14 protein-coding genes and 1 pseudogene are annotated in these 13,786 nt (G+C 70.5%); 6 read left to right on the top strand and 9 right to left on the bottom strand.

Going from position 1 to position 13,786, the window contains the following annotated elements:
* Positions 1 to 120: 120 nt before the first annotated feature.
* The 7 genes from AB0F04_RS01845 to AB0F04_RS01875 form a co-directional block, all read right to left on the bottom strand.
* On the bottom strand, positions 121 to 900 hold the full coding sequence (locus tag AB0F04_RS01845; RefSeq protein WP_362036653.1) for an ABC transporter ATP-binding protein: 780 nt from the start codon (positions 898 to 900) through the stop codon (positions 121 to 123).
* Positions 893 to 1,822: an ABC transporter permease gene (locus tag AB0F04_RS01850; RefSeq protein ID WP_362036654.1), complete on the bottom strand. Its 930-nt coding sequence runs from the start codon at positions 1,820 to 1,822 to the stop codon at positions 893 to 895. Before AB0F04_RS01850 ends, AB0F04_RS01845 begins: the two co-directional genes overlap by 8 nt.
* 106 nt (positions 1,823 to 1,928) lie before the next feature.
* Complete coding sequence (locus tag AB0F04_RS01855) at positions 1,929 to 2,801, bottom strand: glycosyltransferase (RefSeq protein ID WP_362037313.1); 873 nt, start codon at positions 2,799 to 2,801, stop codon at positions 1,929 to 1,931.
* A gap of 5 nt (positions 2,802 to 2,806) precedes the next feature.
* On the bottom strand, positions 2,807 to 3,586 hold the full coding sequence (locus AB0F04_RS01860; protein ID WP_362036656.1) for a CDP-alcohol phosphatidyltransferase family protein: 780 nt from the start codon (positions 3,584 to 3,586) through the stop codon (positions 2,807 to 2,809).
* The gene (locus AB0F04_RS01865) at positions 3,564 to 4,625 is read right to left on the bottom strand and encodes an iron-containing alcohol dehydrogenase family protein (RefSeq protein WP_362036658.1); all 1,062 of its coding nucleotides are present in this window, start codon (positions 4,623 to 4,625) and stop codon (positions 3,564 to 3,566) included. The genes AB0F04_RS01860 and AB0F04_RS01865 overlap by 23 nt, the downstream gene beginning before the upstream one ends.
* Complete coding sequence (locus AB0F04_RS01870) at positions 4,613 to 5,365, bottom strand: phosphocholine cytidylyltransferase family protein (protein WP_358322042.1); 753 nt, start codon at positions 5,363 to 5,365, stop codon at positions 4,613 to 4,615. The genes AB0F04_RS01865 and AB0F04_RS01870 overlap by 13 nt, the downstream gene beginning before the upstream one ends.
* Positions 5,362 to 7,176: a DUF5941 domain-containing protein gene (locus AB0F04_RS01875; RefSeq protein ID WP_362036660.1), complete on the bottom strand. Its 1,815-nt coding sequence runs from the start codon at positions 7,174 to 7,176 to the stop codon at positions 5,362 to 5,364. The genes AB0F04_RS01870 and AB0F04_RS01875 overlap by 4 nt, the downstream gene beginning before the upstream one ends.
* Before the next feature lie 276 nt (positions 7,177 to 7,452).
* Between AB0F04_RS01875 and galE the strand changes: the two genes are divergently transcribed.
* The 3 genes from galE to idi all read left to right on the top strand — a co-directional run bounded on the left by galE (position 7,453) and on the right by idi (position 10,421).
* On the top strand, positions 7,453 to 8,424 hold the full coding sequence (gene galE / locus AB0F04_RS01880; protein ID WP_362036662.1) for a UDP-glucose 4-epimerase GalE: 972 nt from the start codon (positions 7,453 to 7,455) through the stop codon (positions 8,422 to 8,424).
* 146 nt (positions 8,425 to 8,570) lie between these two features.
* On the top strand, positions 8,571 to 9,509 hold the full coding sequence (locus AB0F04_RS01885) for a cation diffusion facilitator family transporter (RefSeq protein ID WP_362036664.1): 939 nt from the start codon (positions 8,571 to 8,573) through the stop codon (positions 9,507 to 9,509).
* Between the two features lie 318 nt (positions 9,510 to 9,827).
* Positions 9,828 to 10,421, top strand: a complete 594-nt coding sequence (idi, locus tag AB0F04_RS01890; RefSeq protein WP_362036666.1) for an isopentenyl-diphosphate Delta-isomerase — start codon at positions 9,828 to 9,830, stop codon at positions 10,419 to 10,421.
* A gap of 21 nt (positions 10,422 to 10,442) precedes the next feature.
* Here the strand turns inward: idi and AB0F04_RS01895 are convergent, their stop codons facing one another.
* The gene (locus AB0F04_RS01895) at positions 10,443 to 10,949 is read right to left on the bottom strand and encodes an ATP-binding protein (RefSeq protein ID WP_362037315.1); all 507 of its coding nucleotides are present in this window, start codon (positions 10,947 to 10,949) and stop codon (positions 10,443 to 10,445) included.
* A gap of 218 nt (positions 10,950 to 11,167) precedes the next feature.
* Here AB0F04_RS01895 and AB0F04_RS01900 point away from each other — a divergent pair, with 218 nt between their 5' ends.
* The gene (locus tag AB0F04_RS01900; protein ID WP_362036668.1) at positions 11,168 to 11,923 is read left to right on the top strand and encodes an enoyl-CoA hydratase-related protein; all 756 of its coding nucleotides are present in this window, start codon (positions 11,168 to 11,170) and stop codon (positions 11,921 to 11,923) included.
* On the opposite strand, the pseudogene AB0F04_RS01905 reads toward AB0F04_RS01900, so the two are convergent.
* Positions 11,910 to 12,056: pseudogene (locus AB0F04_RS01905) on the bottom strand (DJ-1/PfpI family protein); the annotation flags it as partial. The gene AB0F04_RS01900 and the pseudogene AB0F04_RS01905 sit on opposite strands and share 14 nt — an antisense overlap.
* Before the next feature lie 154 nt (positions 12,057 to 12,210).
* Here AB0F04_RS01905 and AB0F04_RS01910 point away from each other — a divergent pair.
* Entirely contained in the window at positions 12,211 to 12,822 is a 612-nt protein-coding gene (locus tag AB0F04_RS01910) for a TetR/AcrR family transcriptional regulator (RefSeq protein ID WP_362036671.1), read from the top strand.
* Positions 12,823 to 12,973: 151 nt separating this feature from the next.
* Positions 12,974 to 13,642, top strand: coding sequence for a lysophospholipid acyltransferase family protein (locus tag AB0F04_RS01915; protein WP_362036672.1), 669 nt, complete (start codon positions 12,974 to 12,976; stop codon positions 13,640 to 13,642).
* Positions 13,643 to 13,786 lie beyond the last annotated feature (144 nt).

Consider the following 13,786-nt stretch of genomic DNA (forward strand, 5'->3'; position numbering starts at 1 on the left):
CACATCACCAGAACACACCGATTGGCCCCAAGATTCCTGAGATGGGCCGGAGTTGACGTTTCCTTTGCAGACGCCGGGCCCCGCCGGAGCAGTTCCGTCGGGGCCCTGTCCGAAAGTGGGCTACTTGCCCGTGAACTTCTCGTACTCCTTGAGCACCTCGTCGGTGGGGCCGTCCATGCGCAGCTCACCGCGCTCCAGCCACAGGACGCGGTTGCAGGTGTCGCGGATGGACTTGTTGTTGTGGCTGACCAGAAACACCGTCCCGGCTTCCTTGCGCAGCTCCCTGATGCGGTCCTCGGAGCGCTTCTGGAACTTGCGGTCGCCGGTCGCCAGGGCCTCGTCGATCATGAGGACGTCGTGGTCCTTGGCCGCCGCGATGGAGAAGCGGAGCCGGGCCGCCATGCCGGAGGAGTAGGTGCGCATGGGCAGGGTGATGAAGTCGCCCTTCTCGTTGATGCCGGAGAAGTCGACGATGTCCTGGTAGCGCTCCTTGATCTCCTCGCGGGACATGCCCATGGCGAGGCCGCCCAATATGACGTTGCGTTCGCCGGTCAGGTCGTTCATCAGGGCCGCGTTGACGCCCAGCAGCGAGGGCTGGCCGTCGGTGTAGACCTTGCCCTGCTCGGCGGGGAGCAGACCGGCGATGGCGCGCAGCAGGGTCGACTTGCCGGAGCCGTTGGAGCCGATCAGGCCGATCGCCTCGCCGCGGTACGCCACGAAGGAGACGCCACGCACGGCGTGCACCTTGCGCACGCCCCGCTCCTCGCCCCGCTTGATGATGCGGCTGAGGGCGGCGGTGGCGCTGCCCTTGCCGGTCTTGGCGCCGTTGACGCGGTAGACGATGTGCAGATCGTCCGCGACGACGGTGGGGACGCGTGCGTCCCGCTGCTGCTCAGCCACGGCCGTACCTCTCCTCCGCCTTCCAGAAGTACACGAAGCCACCGGCGGCGAACAGCACGGCCCAGACGCCCGCGGCCGCCCACACGTGGTCGGGGAGGAACTTCGAGCCGTAGTCGTCGATGAGGGCGAAGCGCATCAGGTCCATGTAGATCGCGGCCGGGTTCCACTGCAGGACGTTCGCGATCCAGGCCGGCTTGTCCGCCAGGAAGATCGGGATGGAGAACATCACGCCGGAGGCGTACATCCACGTCCGCATCACGAACGGCATCAGCTGGGCGAGGTCCGGGGTCTTGGCGCCCGCCCGGGCCATGATCAGCGCGAGGCCGGTGTTGAAGCAGAACTGCAGGACCAGCACCGGCACGATCAGCAGCCAGGACAGATCCGGGTAGTGGCCGAAGCCGATCGTGATGGCGAACAGCACGATCATCGAGAACAGCAGCTGCTGGAGCTGCTGCAGCGCGAAGGAGATCGGCAGCGAGGCGCGCGGGAAGTGCAGGGCACGGACCAGGCCGAGGTTGCCGGAGATCGCGCGCACGCCCGCCATCACCGAGCTCTGCGTGAAGGTGAACACGAACACGCCCGTGACCAGGAAGGGGATGTACACCTCCCGGGACATGCCCCGGTCGGCCTCCAGGAGCAGGCCGAAGATGAAGAAGTACACGGCCGCGTTCAGCAGCGGCGTGGCCACCTGCCACAGCTGGCCCAGCTTGGCCTGGCTGTACTGGGCGGTCAGCTTCGCCCGGGAGAAGGCGAGGATGAAGTGCCGCCGGTCCCAGAGCTGACGGACGTACTCGATGAGGGACGGACGGGCGCCGCTCACGGTCAGCCCGTGCTTGGCGGCGAGTTCCCTCGCCGTGAGGCCCTCGTCGGGCGCCGCGGGCGGGGTCACCGCGACCGTGGCGTCGTGCGTTGTCTCACTCACTAGTGGAAACTTTCGTCTTCGAGATGCTCGGCCTGTGCCGGTCCGGCACGCGCCGGGGCCAGGGTACGGCCCGGGGGCTCCCGGGCGTTTCCCGGATACGAGCTTGTCAGATGACGGGGGGCCGGCCCAGCCGGGTCAGCCGCCACACCGTACGCCACTTCATGGGCCGGCGGGGACCGCACGAGGTGGTCCAGCCTTCGCGGAATCCACCGAACCAGGCCCGCAGCGCGCTGCGGGAGGGGCGGCGCAGCAGAGTGAGCAGCAGCCACACGCCGAGGTAGACCGGCACGAGCGGCGCGGGGAGGTTGCGGCGGGCCAGCCAGACGCGGTTGCGGGCGACCATGCGGTGGTAGACCGCGTGCCGGGAGGGGGCGGTCGTCGGGTGGTACAGCACCATGTCGGACCGGTAGTCGATCATCCAGCCCGCGTCGAGGGCCCGCCAGGCCAGGTCGGTCTCCTCGTGGGCGTAGAAGAACTCGTCCGGAAGACCGCCGACGTCGGCGAAGACGCGGGTGCGCACGGCGTTGGCGCCGCCGAGGAAGGTGGTAACGCGCGAGGAGCGCATCGGGTCGGAGGCACGCAGCCGGGGCACGTGACGGCGCTGGGTGACGCCGGTCTCCGGGTCGGCTATGCGGAAGCTCACGATGCCGAGCCTCGGGTCGGCTTCGAACGCCTTGCGGCACAGCTCGGCGGTGTCGTGGCTCGCGAGCAGTCCGTCGTCGTCGAGGAACAGCAGGACGTCGACGTCCCGGCCGGAGGCGCCGAAGGCCTCGATGCCGACGTTGCGGCCGCCGGGGATGCCGAGGTTCTCGGGCAGCTCGATGGTGCGGACGCCTTCGGGGACGTCCGGGACCGGTGAGCCGTTGCCGACGACGACCACCTCGACCGGGTCGCCGTCCTGCTTGGCGACGGAGTCGAGCAGGGCGCGCAGCTCCTCGGGCCGGTTGCCCATGGTGATGATGACGGCGCCGACCTTCATGCCGCTCACTTCAGCCTGCTGGAGGCGAGGATGGACACGAGGTGCAGCAGCGTCTGCAGCAGCGCGATGCCGGCCAGCACGGCGACGCCGAGCCGGGTAAAGAACAGGTCGCCGCGCATCTGGTCCACGATCGCGAGGACCAGGATCAGCAGGGACGCCTCGATGCCGAGGATCAGCCGGTGGAACTTGAAGGCGGCGGCGGCCTTGCGGGCCAGCGCCATGCCGGAGGAGCGCATCTCCGCGGCGGCCTCCTGGACCGGCGGCTTGCCGGCCTGGTGCCGGGCGACGCCGACGAGGTCCGTCTCGGCCTTGATCAGGATGGCACCGAGGGCGGCCAGGGTGCCGAGGAAGGCCCACAGCCAGTCGATGCGGCCGCTGCCCCACAGGTCGGCGGCGCGCAGACCGAAGCCGGTGAGCACGGCGGCGTCGGTCAGGTAGGCGCCGACGCGGTCCAGGTAGACACCGTTGAGCGAGTACTGCTTCTTCCAGCGCGCGATCTCGCCGTCGACGCAGTCCAGCAGCAGGTACATCTGGACGCACACCACACCGAGCACGGCGCCCGCGATCCCCGGCACGAGCAGTGCCGGGGCCGCGAGCACACCGAAGACGGTCATCAGGTACGTGAGCTGGTTGGGCGTGACCCTGGTGTTGACCAGGTAACGGTCGACCCGCAGGGACACCTCACGCATGTAGAGGCGTCCCATCCAGTGCTCACCGCTGCGCCGGTCCTTCACCCCCGCGGGGTGAACGACGGGGCGGAGTTCAGCTACCGATGGCCTTGACATAGTCGGCGTATGTGTCCTTGATCTGTTCGGTGTTCAGGTCGAGGTGTTCGAGGATGGTGTAGCGGCCGGGCCGGGTCTCCGGGGCGAATTCGACGGCCTTGACGAACTCGTCCGTCGTGAAGCCGATCTCGTCCGGCAGTACGGGCAGGCCGTGCCGGCGCAGGACCTCGGCCATGTACGCCGACTCCTCCTGCGCCCCGCGCAGCCACATCGCGAAGGCCGCGCCGAGACCGCACTGCTCGCCGTGGGCGGCGGCACGCTTCGGGTAGAGCAGGTCGAAGGCGTGGTTGATCTCGTGGCACGCCCCGGAGGACGGCCGCGAGTCGCCCGACACCGACATGGCGATGCCGCTGAGGACCAGCGCCTCGGCGAGCACCTGGAGGAAGTCGTTGTCGCCGATGCCGCCCGGGTGCCGCAGCACGGCCTCGCCGGCCTGGCGGGCCATGGCCGCGGCGAGGCCGTCGATCCGTTCGCCCTTGACGCGGTTGGCGAGCTCCCAGTCGGCGATCGCCGAGATGTTGGAGACGGCGTCGCCGATGCCGGCGCGGACGAAGCGGACCGGGGCCTCGTGGATGACGTCCAGGTCGATGACGACCGCGATCGGGTTCGGCACACCGTAGGAGCCGCGGCCCGCGTCGTTGTCGAGGGTGGCGACCGGCGAGCACAGGCCGTCGTGCGCGAGGTTCGTCGGCACGGCGACCAGGGGCAGGCCGACGCGTGCCGCGGCGAACTTGGCGCAGTCGATGATCTTGCCGCCGCCGAGGCCGACGACCGCGTCGAAGTGGCCGGCCTTTATGTCGCTCGCCAGCCGGACCGCGTCGTCGAGGGTGCCGCCGCCGACCTCGTACCAGGTGGCGCCGGGCATGCTCGGCGAGATGCGTTCGCGCAAGCGGGCGCCGGAGCCGCCGCTGACCGCGACGGCGAGGCGGCCGGAGTGCGAGATGCGCTCGTCGGCGAGGACGCATGCCAGGTCGTCGAGGGCACCCGCGCGGATGTCGACGACGAGCGGGGAGGGGATGAGCCGGGTCAGTACTGGCATGCGATCTCCCGTCCCCGGGCGAGATCGTCGTGGTTGTCGATCTCCACCCACTTGACGTCGCCGATCGGCGCGACGTCGATGCGGAAGCCGCGGTTCACCAGCTCCTGGTAACCGTGCTCGTAGAACTGCTGCGGGTCGGTCTCCCACACGGCCTTCAGCGCATCGGCCAGCTCGGGGGCGGCGTCGCCCTCGATGAGGGTGACGCCGATGTACTCGCCGGTGGCCTCGGCGGGGTCCATCAGCTTGGTGATCTTCGTCATGCCCTTCTCGGCGTCGACGACGACCTTCATCTCCTCGTCCGCGAGGTCCTTGACCGTGTCCAGGGCGAGGATGATCTTCTTGCCGTCGCCGCGGGCGGCGAGCAGCGTCTTCTCGACGGAGACCGGGTGGACGGTGTCTCCGTTGGCGAGGATCACCCCGTCCTTGAGGGCGTCGCGCCCGCACCACAGGGAGTAGGCGTTGTTCCACTCCTCGGCCTTGTCGTTGTCGATCAGGGTGAGCTTGAGGCCGTACTTCTGCTCAAGGGCTTCCTTGCGCGCGTACACGGCCTCCTTGCGGTAGCCGACGATGATCGCGACCTCGGTGAGACCGATCTCGGCGAAGTTGCCGAGGGTCAGGTCGAGAACCGTGGGTTCGCCTTCTATGCCCGCGGGGCCCACCGGCACCAGTGCCTTGGGGAGGCTGTCGGTGTAGGGGCGCAGACGCCGTCCGGCGCCGGCCGCGAGCACGAGGCCGATCATGCGGTTTCTCCTTCATCGTGTACGGCGGGTGCGCCGCCCTGGTGGGCGCCGACCCAGAAGCGGATGCTCTCGACGAGCACCACGAGGGCCACAGCCACGGCCAGTGCCGTGAGCGCGACCTTGAACTGCGAGGCGGTGAGCAGCGCGGCGAGGACGGCGACGAGCAGCGTCCGCCCTTCGTGCCCTCCGATGGAGCGCACCAGCCAGGCCGGGGGCGCTCCGGCGTCGCCGCGGATGCGGTAGACCGTGTCGTAGTGATGGTAGGCGACCGCGGCCACCAGCCCGAAGGCCGCGGGGAGGGCCCCGTTCACGTCCGCCTTGGCCGCGAGGATCAGGACGGTGCAGTACTCGGCCGCCCGGAAGAACGGGGGGACCAGCCAGTCGAGGGCGCCCTTGAGGGGCATCGCGACAGCGGCGGCCGAGGTGAGCGCGTACACGACCGCGGCGACGACGGGCAACACGCTGCCGTAGGGCTCGAGCACCGCCGCGAGGACCAGCAGGGCCGCACCGGGCAGCGCGACGAAGAACCGGGCGCCGAACGGCGGCTTGGCGGGCAGCTTGCGCAGCCCGCGCGTGAGTGCGCCGGCGACGGGCCCGCTGTCCGCCAGGTCCGCCAGTGCCCGCGCCGCCCGGTCGGTCCGCCTGGCCTTGCGGGTCAGGGAGCGCAGCACCCGCCCCGCCGTGGTGTACGTCGCGGCGAAGGCGCAGCCGATGAGCAGCGCGTAGAAGGTGATGCGGGGCGTGGTCAGCGCCGTCAGCACCGCGATCATCGCCCAGCGCTCGCCGATCGGCAGCACGATCATCCGGCGGATCCACACCGTCCAGCCGACGCTGTCCAGCTTGTCGGAGAGGGCGGCGGTGGGGCTGGTGTTGGCGGTGGCGTCGTGGTTGGCCTCGTTGAAGGAGAAGTCCACGACGTGCCGGCAGGTCTGCAGGACCATGGCGCCGAGGGCCAGGGCCCACACGTCGTCACCGCCGCGGGCGGCTCCGAGTGCGAGGCCGGCGTAGTAGGCGTACTCCTTGGCCCGGTCGAAGGTGGCGTCCAGCCAGGCGCCGAGCGTGGAGTACTGCAGGGAGTAGCGGGCGAGCTGGCCGTCGGTGCAGTCCAGCACGAAGGACGCGATCAGCAGGACGCCGGCCGCGACGAAGCCGCCGCGGGTGCCGGTGGCCGCGCAGGCCGCCGCTATGAGGGCGGTGATCAGTGAGGCGGTGGTGACCTGGTTGGGGGTCAGGCCGCGGCGGGCGCACCAGCGGGCGATGTAGCGGGAGTACGGGCTGATGCAGTAGGTGGTGAAGAAGCCGTCGCGGGCCTTCACGGCCGACTTCAGGCGTACGGCCTCGTCGTCGACCTCGGTCACCGCCTGCCGTGCCTCGTTGCGGGCCTGCGGGTCGGTGGGGACGGCGGCGACGAGGCTGCCCAGTTCGGGGCGGTGCACGGCGGTGCCGTCGGCGTCCAGGGCGGTGAGGATGCGGTCGGCGAGGCTGTCGACGAGGGTGGTGCCGACGCCGGCGGAGTTCTCACGGGCCATCGCCCGGGTCAGCGCCTGGCGGCCGGCGGGCTGGGCGGTGACGGCGCCGGGGATCGCGGCGAGCGGGAAGCGGGGGTCGGTGAGGCCGAGGCGCAGCGCGTGCACGTGGCCCACGAAGCGGGCGTCGACCAGGGCGACCCGCTCGTCGCCCGGCACCTCGGCGAGGAGGGTCTCGGCCTCGGCGGCGTCGCTCGCGGTCCGGAGGTCGAACCCGAGGGACCGCAGGTCGGCCTCGATCGACGATCCGGGGACCGGCTGGCCGGTGAGGATGGCGGTCGACAACCGAATTCACTCCCTGGGTACCGGCGCATCGACGCCGGTGACGTACATGATGGGGCGCCTTCTCCGGTGGCTGCCGGGCGGCGTGTCGGCAGAGGCTATCGGATGCCGGGAGGGCCACGTTCACCGCCCGTTCGGCGGATGGATCGACGCGGTTCGCACGAGCCTTTGCCGCGATCATCATCGTGGATCCGGGGCCCGCCCCACAAACCGTGACCCGTAAGCGGACATCGGGGACATGGGGCAGGCGGTGGCCGTGGCCGCATAGGGTGGGCGACCATGACGTGGCTGATCACCGGCGGTGCCGGCTATATCGGAGCACATGTGGCCAGGGCCATGACCGAGGCCGGGGAACGCGTTCTCGCCCTGGACGATCTGTCGGCCGGGGTGCCCGCGCGCCTCCCTGCCGAGGTTCCGCTCGTGCGGGGCTCCTCGCTGGACGGGGCGCTGCTGAAGCGGGTCTTCGCCGAGCACGGCGTCACGGGTGTGGTGCATCTCGCGGCGCGTAAGCAGGTCGCCGAGTCCGTCGCGCAGCCCACGCGCTACTACCGGGAGAACGTGGGCGGCCTGACGACCCTGCTGGACGCGGTCGCCGAGGCCGGGATCGAGCGTTTCGTGTTCTCCTCGTCGGCCGCCGTGTACGGCGACCCGGGTGTGGACCTCATCACGGAGGACACCCCCTGCGCGCCGGTGAACCCGTACGGGGAGACCAAGCTGGCCGGGGAGTGGCTGGTGCGGGCGGCGGGAAAGGCGCACGGGATCTCCACCGTATGCCTGCGCTATTTCAACGTGGCGGGCGCCGCCGCGCCGGAGCTGGCCGACACGGGCGTCTTCAACATCGTCCCGATGGTCTTCGACCGTCTGACGCGCGACGAGGCGCCCCGGATCTTCGGCGACGACTACCCGACCCCGGACGGCACCTGCGTCCGTGACTACATTCACGTCGCCGACCTCGCCGAGGCCCATCTCGCGGCGGCCCGGCGACTGGCCGGGGGCGGCGGCAAGGGTGATCTGACGGTCAACATCGGCCGCGGCGAGGGTGTGTCGGTCCGTGAACTCGTCACGGTCATCGGCGAGGTCACCGGCGACCGCCGGCCTGCGCTCGTCGAGGAGCGCCGCCCCGGGGACGCCCCCCGTGCGGTGGCCTCGGCCGCCCGGGCGGCCGCCGAGCTCAGCTGGACCGCCCGGCGCGGGGTGCGCGAGATGACCGAGTCAGCGTGGCGGGGCTGGCAGCTGCACCACGGCTCCTGAAGCCCGGCGGCGCCCTGACCTGCATATCGTTTCCGCAGGTCAGGGCACATGACAACGGTGTTCAGTGCCGCTTTGCACATACCCCCTCCCCGTAGTTCACTGGGGCCCCGAGCACGAGCAGGCGGACACAGGGAGGCTGACTTCTCATGGGGGCTGGGCACGATCACGGGCACGCGCACGGCGCGGCGGCCGGCGGTACGGCGACCTCGGCGTACCGCGGCAGGCTGCGTGTCGCGCTGGCGATCACGCTCGGCATCGTGGTCGTGCAGATCGTCGGGGGTGCCCTGGCCGACTCCCTGGCACTCGTCGCGGACTCCGCGCACATGGCGACGGACGCCCTCGGCCTCGGCATGGCGCTGCTCGCGATCCACTTCGCGAACCGGCCGCCCAGCGAGCGGGCCACCTTCGGCTACGCCCGGGCCGAGATCCTCGCCGCCCTGGCCAACTGTCTGCTGCTGCTCGGGGCCGGCGGGTACGTCGTGTACGAGTCGGTGCAGCGCTTCATCGACCCTGCGCAGACCGAGGGCCGGCTGGCTCTGCTGTTCGGCGGGATCGGCCTGGTGGCGAACCTGGTCTCGCTGTCGCTGCTGATGCGCGGGCAGAAGGAGAGCCTGAACGTGCGCGGCGCTTTCCTGGAGGTGGCGGCCGACGCCCTGGGTTCGGTCGCGGTGATCGTCTCGTCCGTGGTGATCATGCTCACGGGCTGGCAGGCCGCGGACCCGATCGCCTCGCTCGTCATCGCGCTGATGATCGCGCCCCGGACGTGGAAGCTGCTGAGCGAGACGCTCTCCGTGCTGCTGGAGGCCGCTCCGAAGGGTGTCGACATGGCGGAGGTGCGGTCGCACATTCTCGCCACGGACGGTGTGGAGGACGTGCACGACCTGCACGCCTGGACGATCACCTCCGGCATGCCGGTGCTGTCGGCGCACGTCGTCGTCAGTTCGGAGGTGCTGAACGCCATGGGCCACGAGAAGATGCTCCACGAGCTCCAGGGCTGCCTCGGTGACCACTTCGACGTGGAGCACTGCACCTTCCAGCTGGAGCCGAGCGGGCACGCGGAGCACGAGGCGCGGCTCTGCCACTGACCCGGCGGCTCGCGGAGCTGTGCGAGACAGGCGGGGCAGGGGGCAGGTGCGACAGGTGGGGCGCACTGGGCGACGTGTGCGCCGGCAGACGCAACCCTCCGCCCGACACCCGCGCCCTGAGCCCCGCAATCCGGGGAGCGGCGAATTTCCGCCTGCCCGGCCGGGCACGATCATCTACCGGGTCCCTTTCCCGGCGTCCGACCGGTGCCGGCCGCGGTCCGCGCCGCCGCGCGGGACATGCGGGCGTGCCGCGAAGTGCCGGGAGTGCCGGATTCGTACGGCAGACTTGGGGCGCGAAGACCGATGTGAAGGATGGGTATGCCGATCACACCTGCCACCGCGACGCACAACCCGTCGAGCGGCACCGCAGACGCGATTTTGCTGGAACTGGTCGACGAGGACGGCGTGACGATCGGCACCGCGGAGAAGCTCGCCGCCCACCAGCCGCCCGGACAGCTCCACCGCGCGTTCTCGGTGTTCCTCTTCGACGAGTACGGCCGGCTGCTGCTCCAGCAGCGCGCGCTGGGCAAGTACCACTCCCCCGGTGTGTGGTCCAACACGTGCTGCGGCCACCCCTACCCCGGTGAGGCGCCCTTCGCGGCGGCGGCACGGCGCACGTTCGAGGAGCTCGGCGCGTCCCCGTCCCTGCTGGCCGAGGCGGGCACGGTCCGCTACAACCACCCGGACCCGGAGTCCGGCCTGGTGGAGCAGGAGTACAACCACCTCTTCGTCGGCATGGTGCAGGCCGTGGTGCGGCCGGATTCGGAGGAGGTGGCGTCGACGGTGTTCGTGACCCCGCCGGAGCTGGCGGAGCGGCACGCCAAGGACACCTTCTCGTCGTGGTTCATGACCGTCCTGGACGCGGCCCGGCCGGCGATCAGGGAACTGACGGGCCCGTCGGCCGGCTGGTGACCGGGGCCCGGCGACGGGCCCTCACGCCGAGCGCGCGCATTTGAGCGGCAGGGCGGCCCAGATCACCTTGCCGCCGCTCGCGGTGTGCTCGACCTCGCAGACACCGCCCGCCTCCCGGGTGACCTCGCGCACCAGGAGCAGTCCGCGCCCCCCGGTGCGGCCGTGGTCGGTCTCCAGGGCGGTGGGCCGGTACGGATGGTTGTCCTCGACGGACACCCGGAGCCACTCGGCACCGACGGCCAGCTCGACGGCGATCGTCGGGGACAGTACGGCCGCGTGCTTCACGGCGTTCGTCACCAGCTCGGAGACGATCAGCAGCAGCCCCTGCGCCAGATCGTCGGAGACCGGCACTCCCTGACGCAGCAGCAGGTCCCGCACGGCGTGCCGTGCCTGGGGGACGGAGGCGTCGACCGCCGGTGCGGTGAACCTCCAGACCCCTTCGTAGGGCAGCGGATCCGCGGGCCCCGGGCCGAGGGGCGCCGCGCCGCCCTCTGGGCGTGGACCGAACCCACGCCCGTCGTCGTCCATAGTCCGGTCGCCACCCTCGCGCTCGATTGTCGCCACACCCCGAGTGTTGGGAACGATGCGCCTCGCGCCCCGGGACTGAACAGAAGTCAGCACGTATCGAACGCTTCTGACCGTTGGCGTATGACACGGTCAGTTGTGGGACTGGTCCTGTCCCTGTTGTGCCGTCTCGGCGAACTATTCGGGTTGTACGGGTTTGGCATCCGGATAGCATCCGGCGCATGGAGCCGCAGCTGCAGCACCGCGTGACCGACTCGGTCGCGACGGTCGTCATACGTCATCCCGAGAAGCGCAACGCCATGACGGCCGCGATGTGGCGCTCCCTCCCCCCGCTGCTGGAGGAGTTCGCGGGCGATCCCGCCGTGCGGGTGCTGGTGCTGACCGGTGAGGGCGGCACGTTCTGCGCCGGGGCCGACATCTCCACGCTGCGGGGCTCGCCCGAGGAGGCGCAGGGGCTGGCCGTGCGGGCCGAGGAGGCGCTGGCCGCGTTCCCGAAGCCGACGCTGGCGGCGATCCGGGGCCATTGCGTGGGCGGCGGGTCGCAACTGGCGGCGGCCTGTGATCTGCGGTTCGCCGAGGAGGGGGCGCTGTTCGGTGTGACGCCCGCGAAGCTCGGCATCGTGTATCCGGCCTCCTCGACCCGGCGGCTGGTGTCCCTGGTGGGGCCGGCCACCGCCAAGTACCTGCTGTTCTCCGGGGAGTTGATCGACGCGCAGCGGGCGCTGCGCACCGGGCTGGTGGACGAGGTGCTGCCCGAGGGCGAACTCGGCAAGCGGGTCGCGGAGTTCACCCGGGTCCTCGCGTCCCGTTCGCAGCTGACACAGGCGGCGGCCAAGGAGTTCGCGGACGGGCGTACGGACCGGGACGTGCACTGGGCCGGGCAGGCGCGCGCGAGCGGCGACACCGCGGAGGGTGTCGCCGCTTTCCTGGAGCGCCGGCAGCCGCGGTTCGGCTGGAGCGTGCCTACGTCAGGATGACGCCGGAGTGGGTGCGGAACAGGTCGACGAGGCGGGCGGGGGCCTTCTCGGGTGAACCGGCGTCGTAGGGCGGCTGCGGGTCGTACTCGGTGGCGAGCTGGACGAGCTGCGCGTGGTCGTCGCCCGCGAGTTTTCTCTGTCAGGTTCAGCTCGCTGAAGTGAAGCAGCCGGCCAGGCCAGGACCTCGACATCGACAACTGCCTCAACCTCACCACACCCGCTCTCGCCTGCCCTCGGACGATGAGTTGCCGTAGACATTGTCTATTGGTGTCTGGTAGACACTGTCTATGGATGGTGAAAGGCCTCTGCGGGAACGACTGGTCGATATCGGCGTGGAGCTGGTGCTGTCTGAGGGCACCGCTTCGGTCGGTCTTCGGGAGATCGCCCGCCGGGCAGGTGTGTCGCACGGTGCGCCGCGGCGCTACTTTCCGACACACCGGGCACTGTTGTCGGCCATCGCGCGCAGAGGCTTCGAGGAGCTGGGCGCGCGGTCCGCCGCAGCCAAGGCAAGGACTGCCGTGCCCCGTGATGAGTTGGCGACACTGGCGCGGGTGTACGTCACCTACGCACTGGAACGGCGCGGCATGTTCGAGTTGATGTTCCGTCACGACCTGCTCGACAGCGGTGAGCAGAGTGGAACTCCGGACGGGCCTCGGCTGAGGGAGGCGACGCTCCCGCTGTTCCAGCGCGTCACCGAGCTCGTTGCTCGGTGCCGGGCACAGACGCTGGAGCCTTCGGCGGCAGTCACCGCGGCTGCCCTGTGGGCGAACCTGCACGGCATCGCCCAACTGTGGTCCTGGGGAAGCCTGCAACTCGCCCTCGGCGGCGAGGGTTCCGACAGTCACGACCGGTTGATCGAAGCCGCGCTCGACGCCCATCTCGGGCCGATGGCCTCGTGACCGGGCGGCCGCGACGCCCGGTCCCTCTTCTCGTCAGCGTGGCCGGGGCGGTGATCGTCGCACTGGACGGCACCGTTCTGCTGGGGCGCAGCCCAGCCTGCAGCGTTCGCTCGCCGCGAGCCCGGCACATATCCAAGAGAGGAACGAATTGATGTACGAGCACTTAAAGCGGCTGACCGGACCGGTGCTGCGTACCGCGGCGCGGCTTGAGGCCTTGGGCCGGGAGAATGTGCCGCAGTCGAACGGCGTCATTCTCGCGTCCAACCACCTGTCCATCGTGGACTCCACCTTCCTGCCGCTGGTGCTGGACCGACAGGTGACCTTCATGGCGAAGGCGGAGTACTTTGAGGGAGGCTCCTGGCCGACGCGGATCGTCTCGTCCTTCATGCGGGGAAGTGGGCAGGTTCCAGTCGACCGCGAGAACCAACGGGCGGCGGTAGCCTCGCTTGACGCGTGTCTTCGGGTGGTGAAGGAGGGCGGCGTCTTCTGTATCTACCCCGAGGGCACACGCTCCCCGGACGGCCGGCTCTACCGGGCCAAGACGGGTGTGGCATGGCTGGCTCTCAAGTCCGGCGCACCCGTGGTGCCGGTGGCCATGAGCGGCACCGACCGCGTCCTGCCGCCCGGGCGCGTGCTTCCGCGTCCGGCCAAGGTCACGGTCACCTTCGGCAAGCCCGTCGACCTCTCCCTGTACGAGGGCTCCGCTGCTGACGCCAGTGCCCGAAGGGCCGTCTCCGACCTGATCGTGCAGGCCATAGCAGAGGTCTCCGGCCAGGAGTACGTGCCCGTCTACGCGGCGAGGGCGAAGGAACAGGGCTGACCCGGCCCTGTTCTCTCCGAAGCTGCGGCGAAGTGACAAGGAGCTCCCTGTGATCATCGTGGCGCGCGGTCAGGGAGAGCGGGGCGGGTCCGGGGGCCTCACCGACCCGGAGGACAGCGAAGTCGGCGCGGGCCCGTTCGACGG

Source organism: Streptomyces sp. NPDC029041 (assembly GCF_040637515.1).
Taxonomy (GTDB): Bacteria; Actinomycetota; Actinomycetes; order Streptomycetales; family Streptomycetaceae; genus Streptomyces.

Coding starts and splice junctions, on each gene's coding strand:
- AB0F04_RS01855 (WP_362037313.1), bottom strand. CDS start 2,801: ATGAAGGTCGGCGCCGTCATCATCACCATGGGCAACCGGCCCGAGGAG.
- AB0F04_RS01860 (WP_362036656.1), bottom strand. CDS start 3,586: ATGTCAAGGCCATCGGTAGCTGAACTCCGCCCCGTCGTTCACCCCGCG.
- AB0F04_RS01865 (WP_362036658.1), bottom strand. CDS start 4,625: ATGCCAGTACTGACCCGGCTCATCCCCTCCCCGCTCGTCGTCGACATC.
- AB0F04_RS01870 (WP_358322042.1), bottom strand. CDS start 5,365: ATGATCGGCCTCGTGCTCGCGGCCGGCGCCGGACGGCGTCTGCGCCCC.
- galE (WP_362036662.1), top strand. CDS start 7,453: ATGACGTGGCTGATCACCGGCGGTGCCGGCTATATCGGAGCACATGTG.
- AB0F04_RS01885 (WP_362036664.1), top strand. CDS start 8,571: ATGGGGGCTGGGCACGATCACGGGCACGCGCACGGCGCGGCGGCCGGC.
- idi (WP_362036666.1), top strand. CDS start 9,828: ATGCCGATCACACCTGCCACCGCGACGCACAACCCGTCGAGCGGCACC.
- AB0F04_RS01895 (WP_362037315.1), bottom strand. CDS start 10,949: ATGGACGACGACGGGCGTGGGTTCGGTCCACGCCCAGAGGGCGGCGCG.
- AB0F04_RS01900 (WP_362036668.1), top strand. CDS start 11,168: ATGGAGCCGCAGCTGCAGCACCGCGTGACCGACTCGGTCGCGACGGTC.
- AB0F04_RS01910 (WP_362036671.1), top strand. CDS start 12,211: ATGGATGGTGAAAGGCCTCTGCGGGAACGACTGGTCGATATCGGCGTG.
- AB0F04_RS01915 (WP_362036672.1), top strand. CDS start 12,974: ATGTACGAGCACTTAAAGCGGCTGACCGGACCGGTGCTGCGTACCGCG.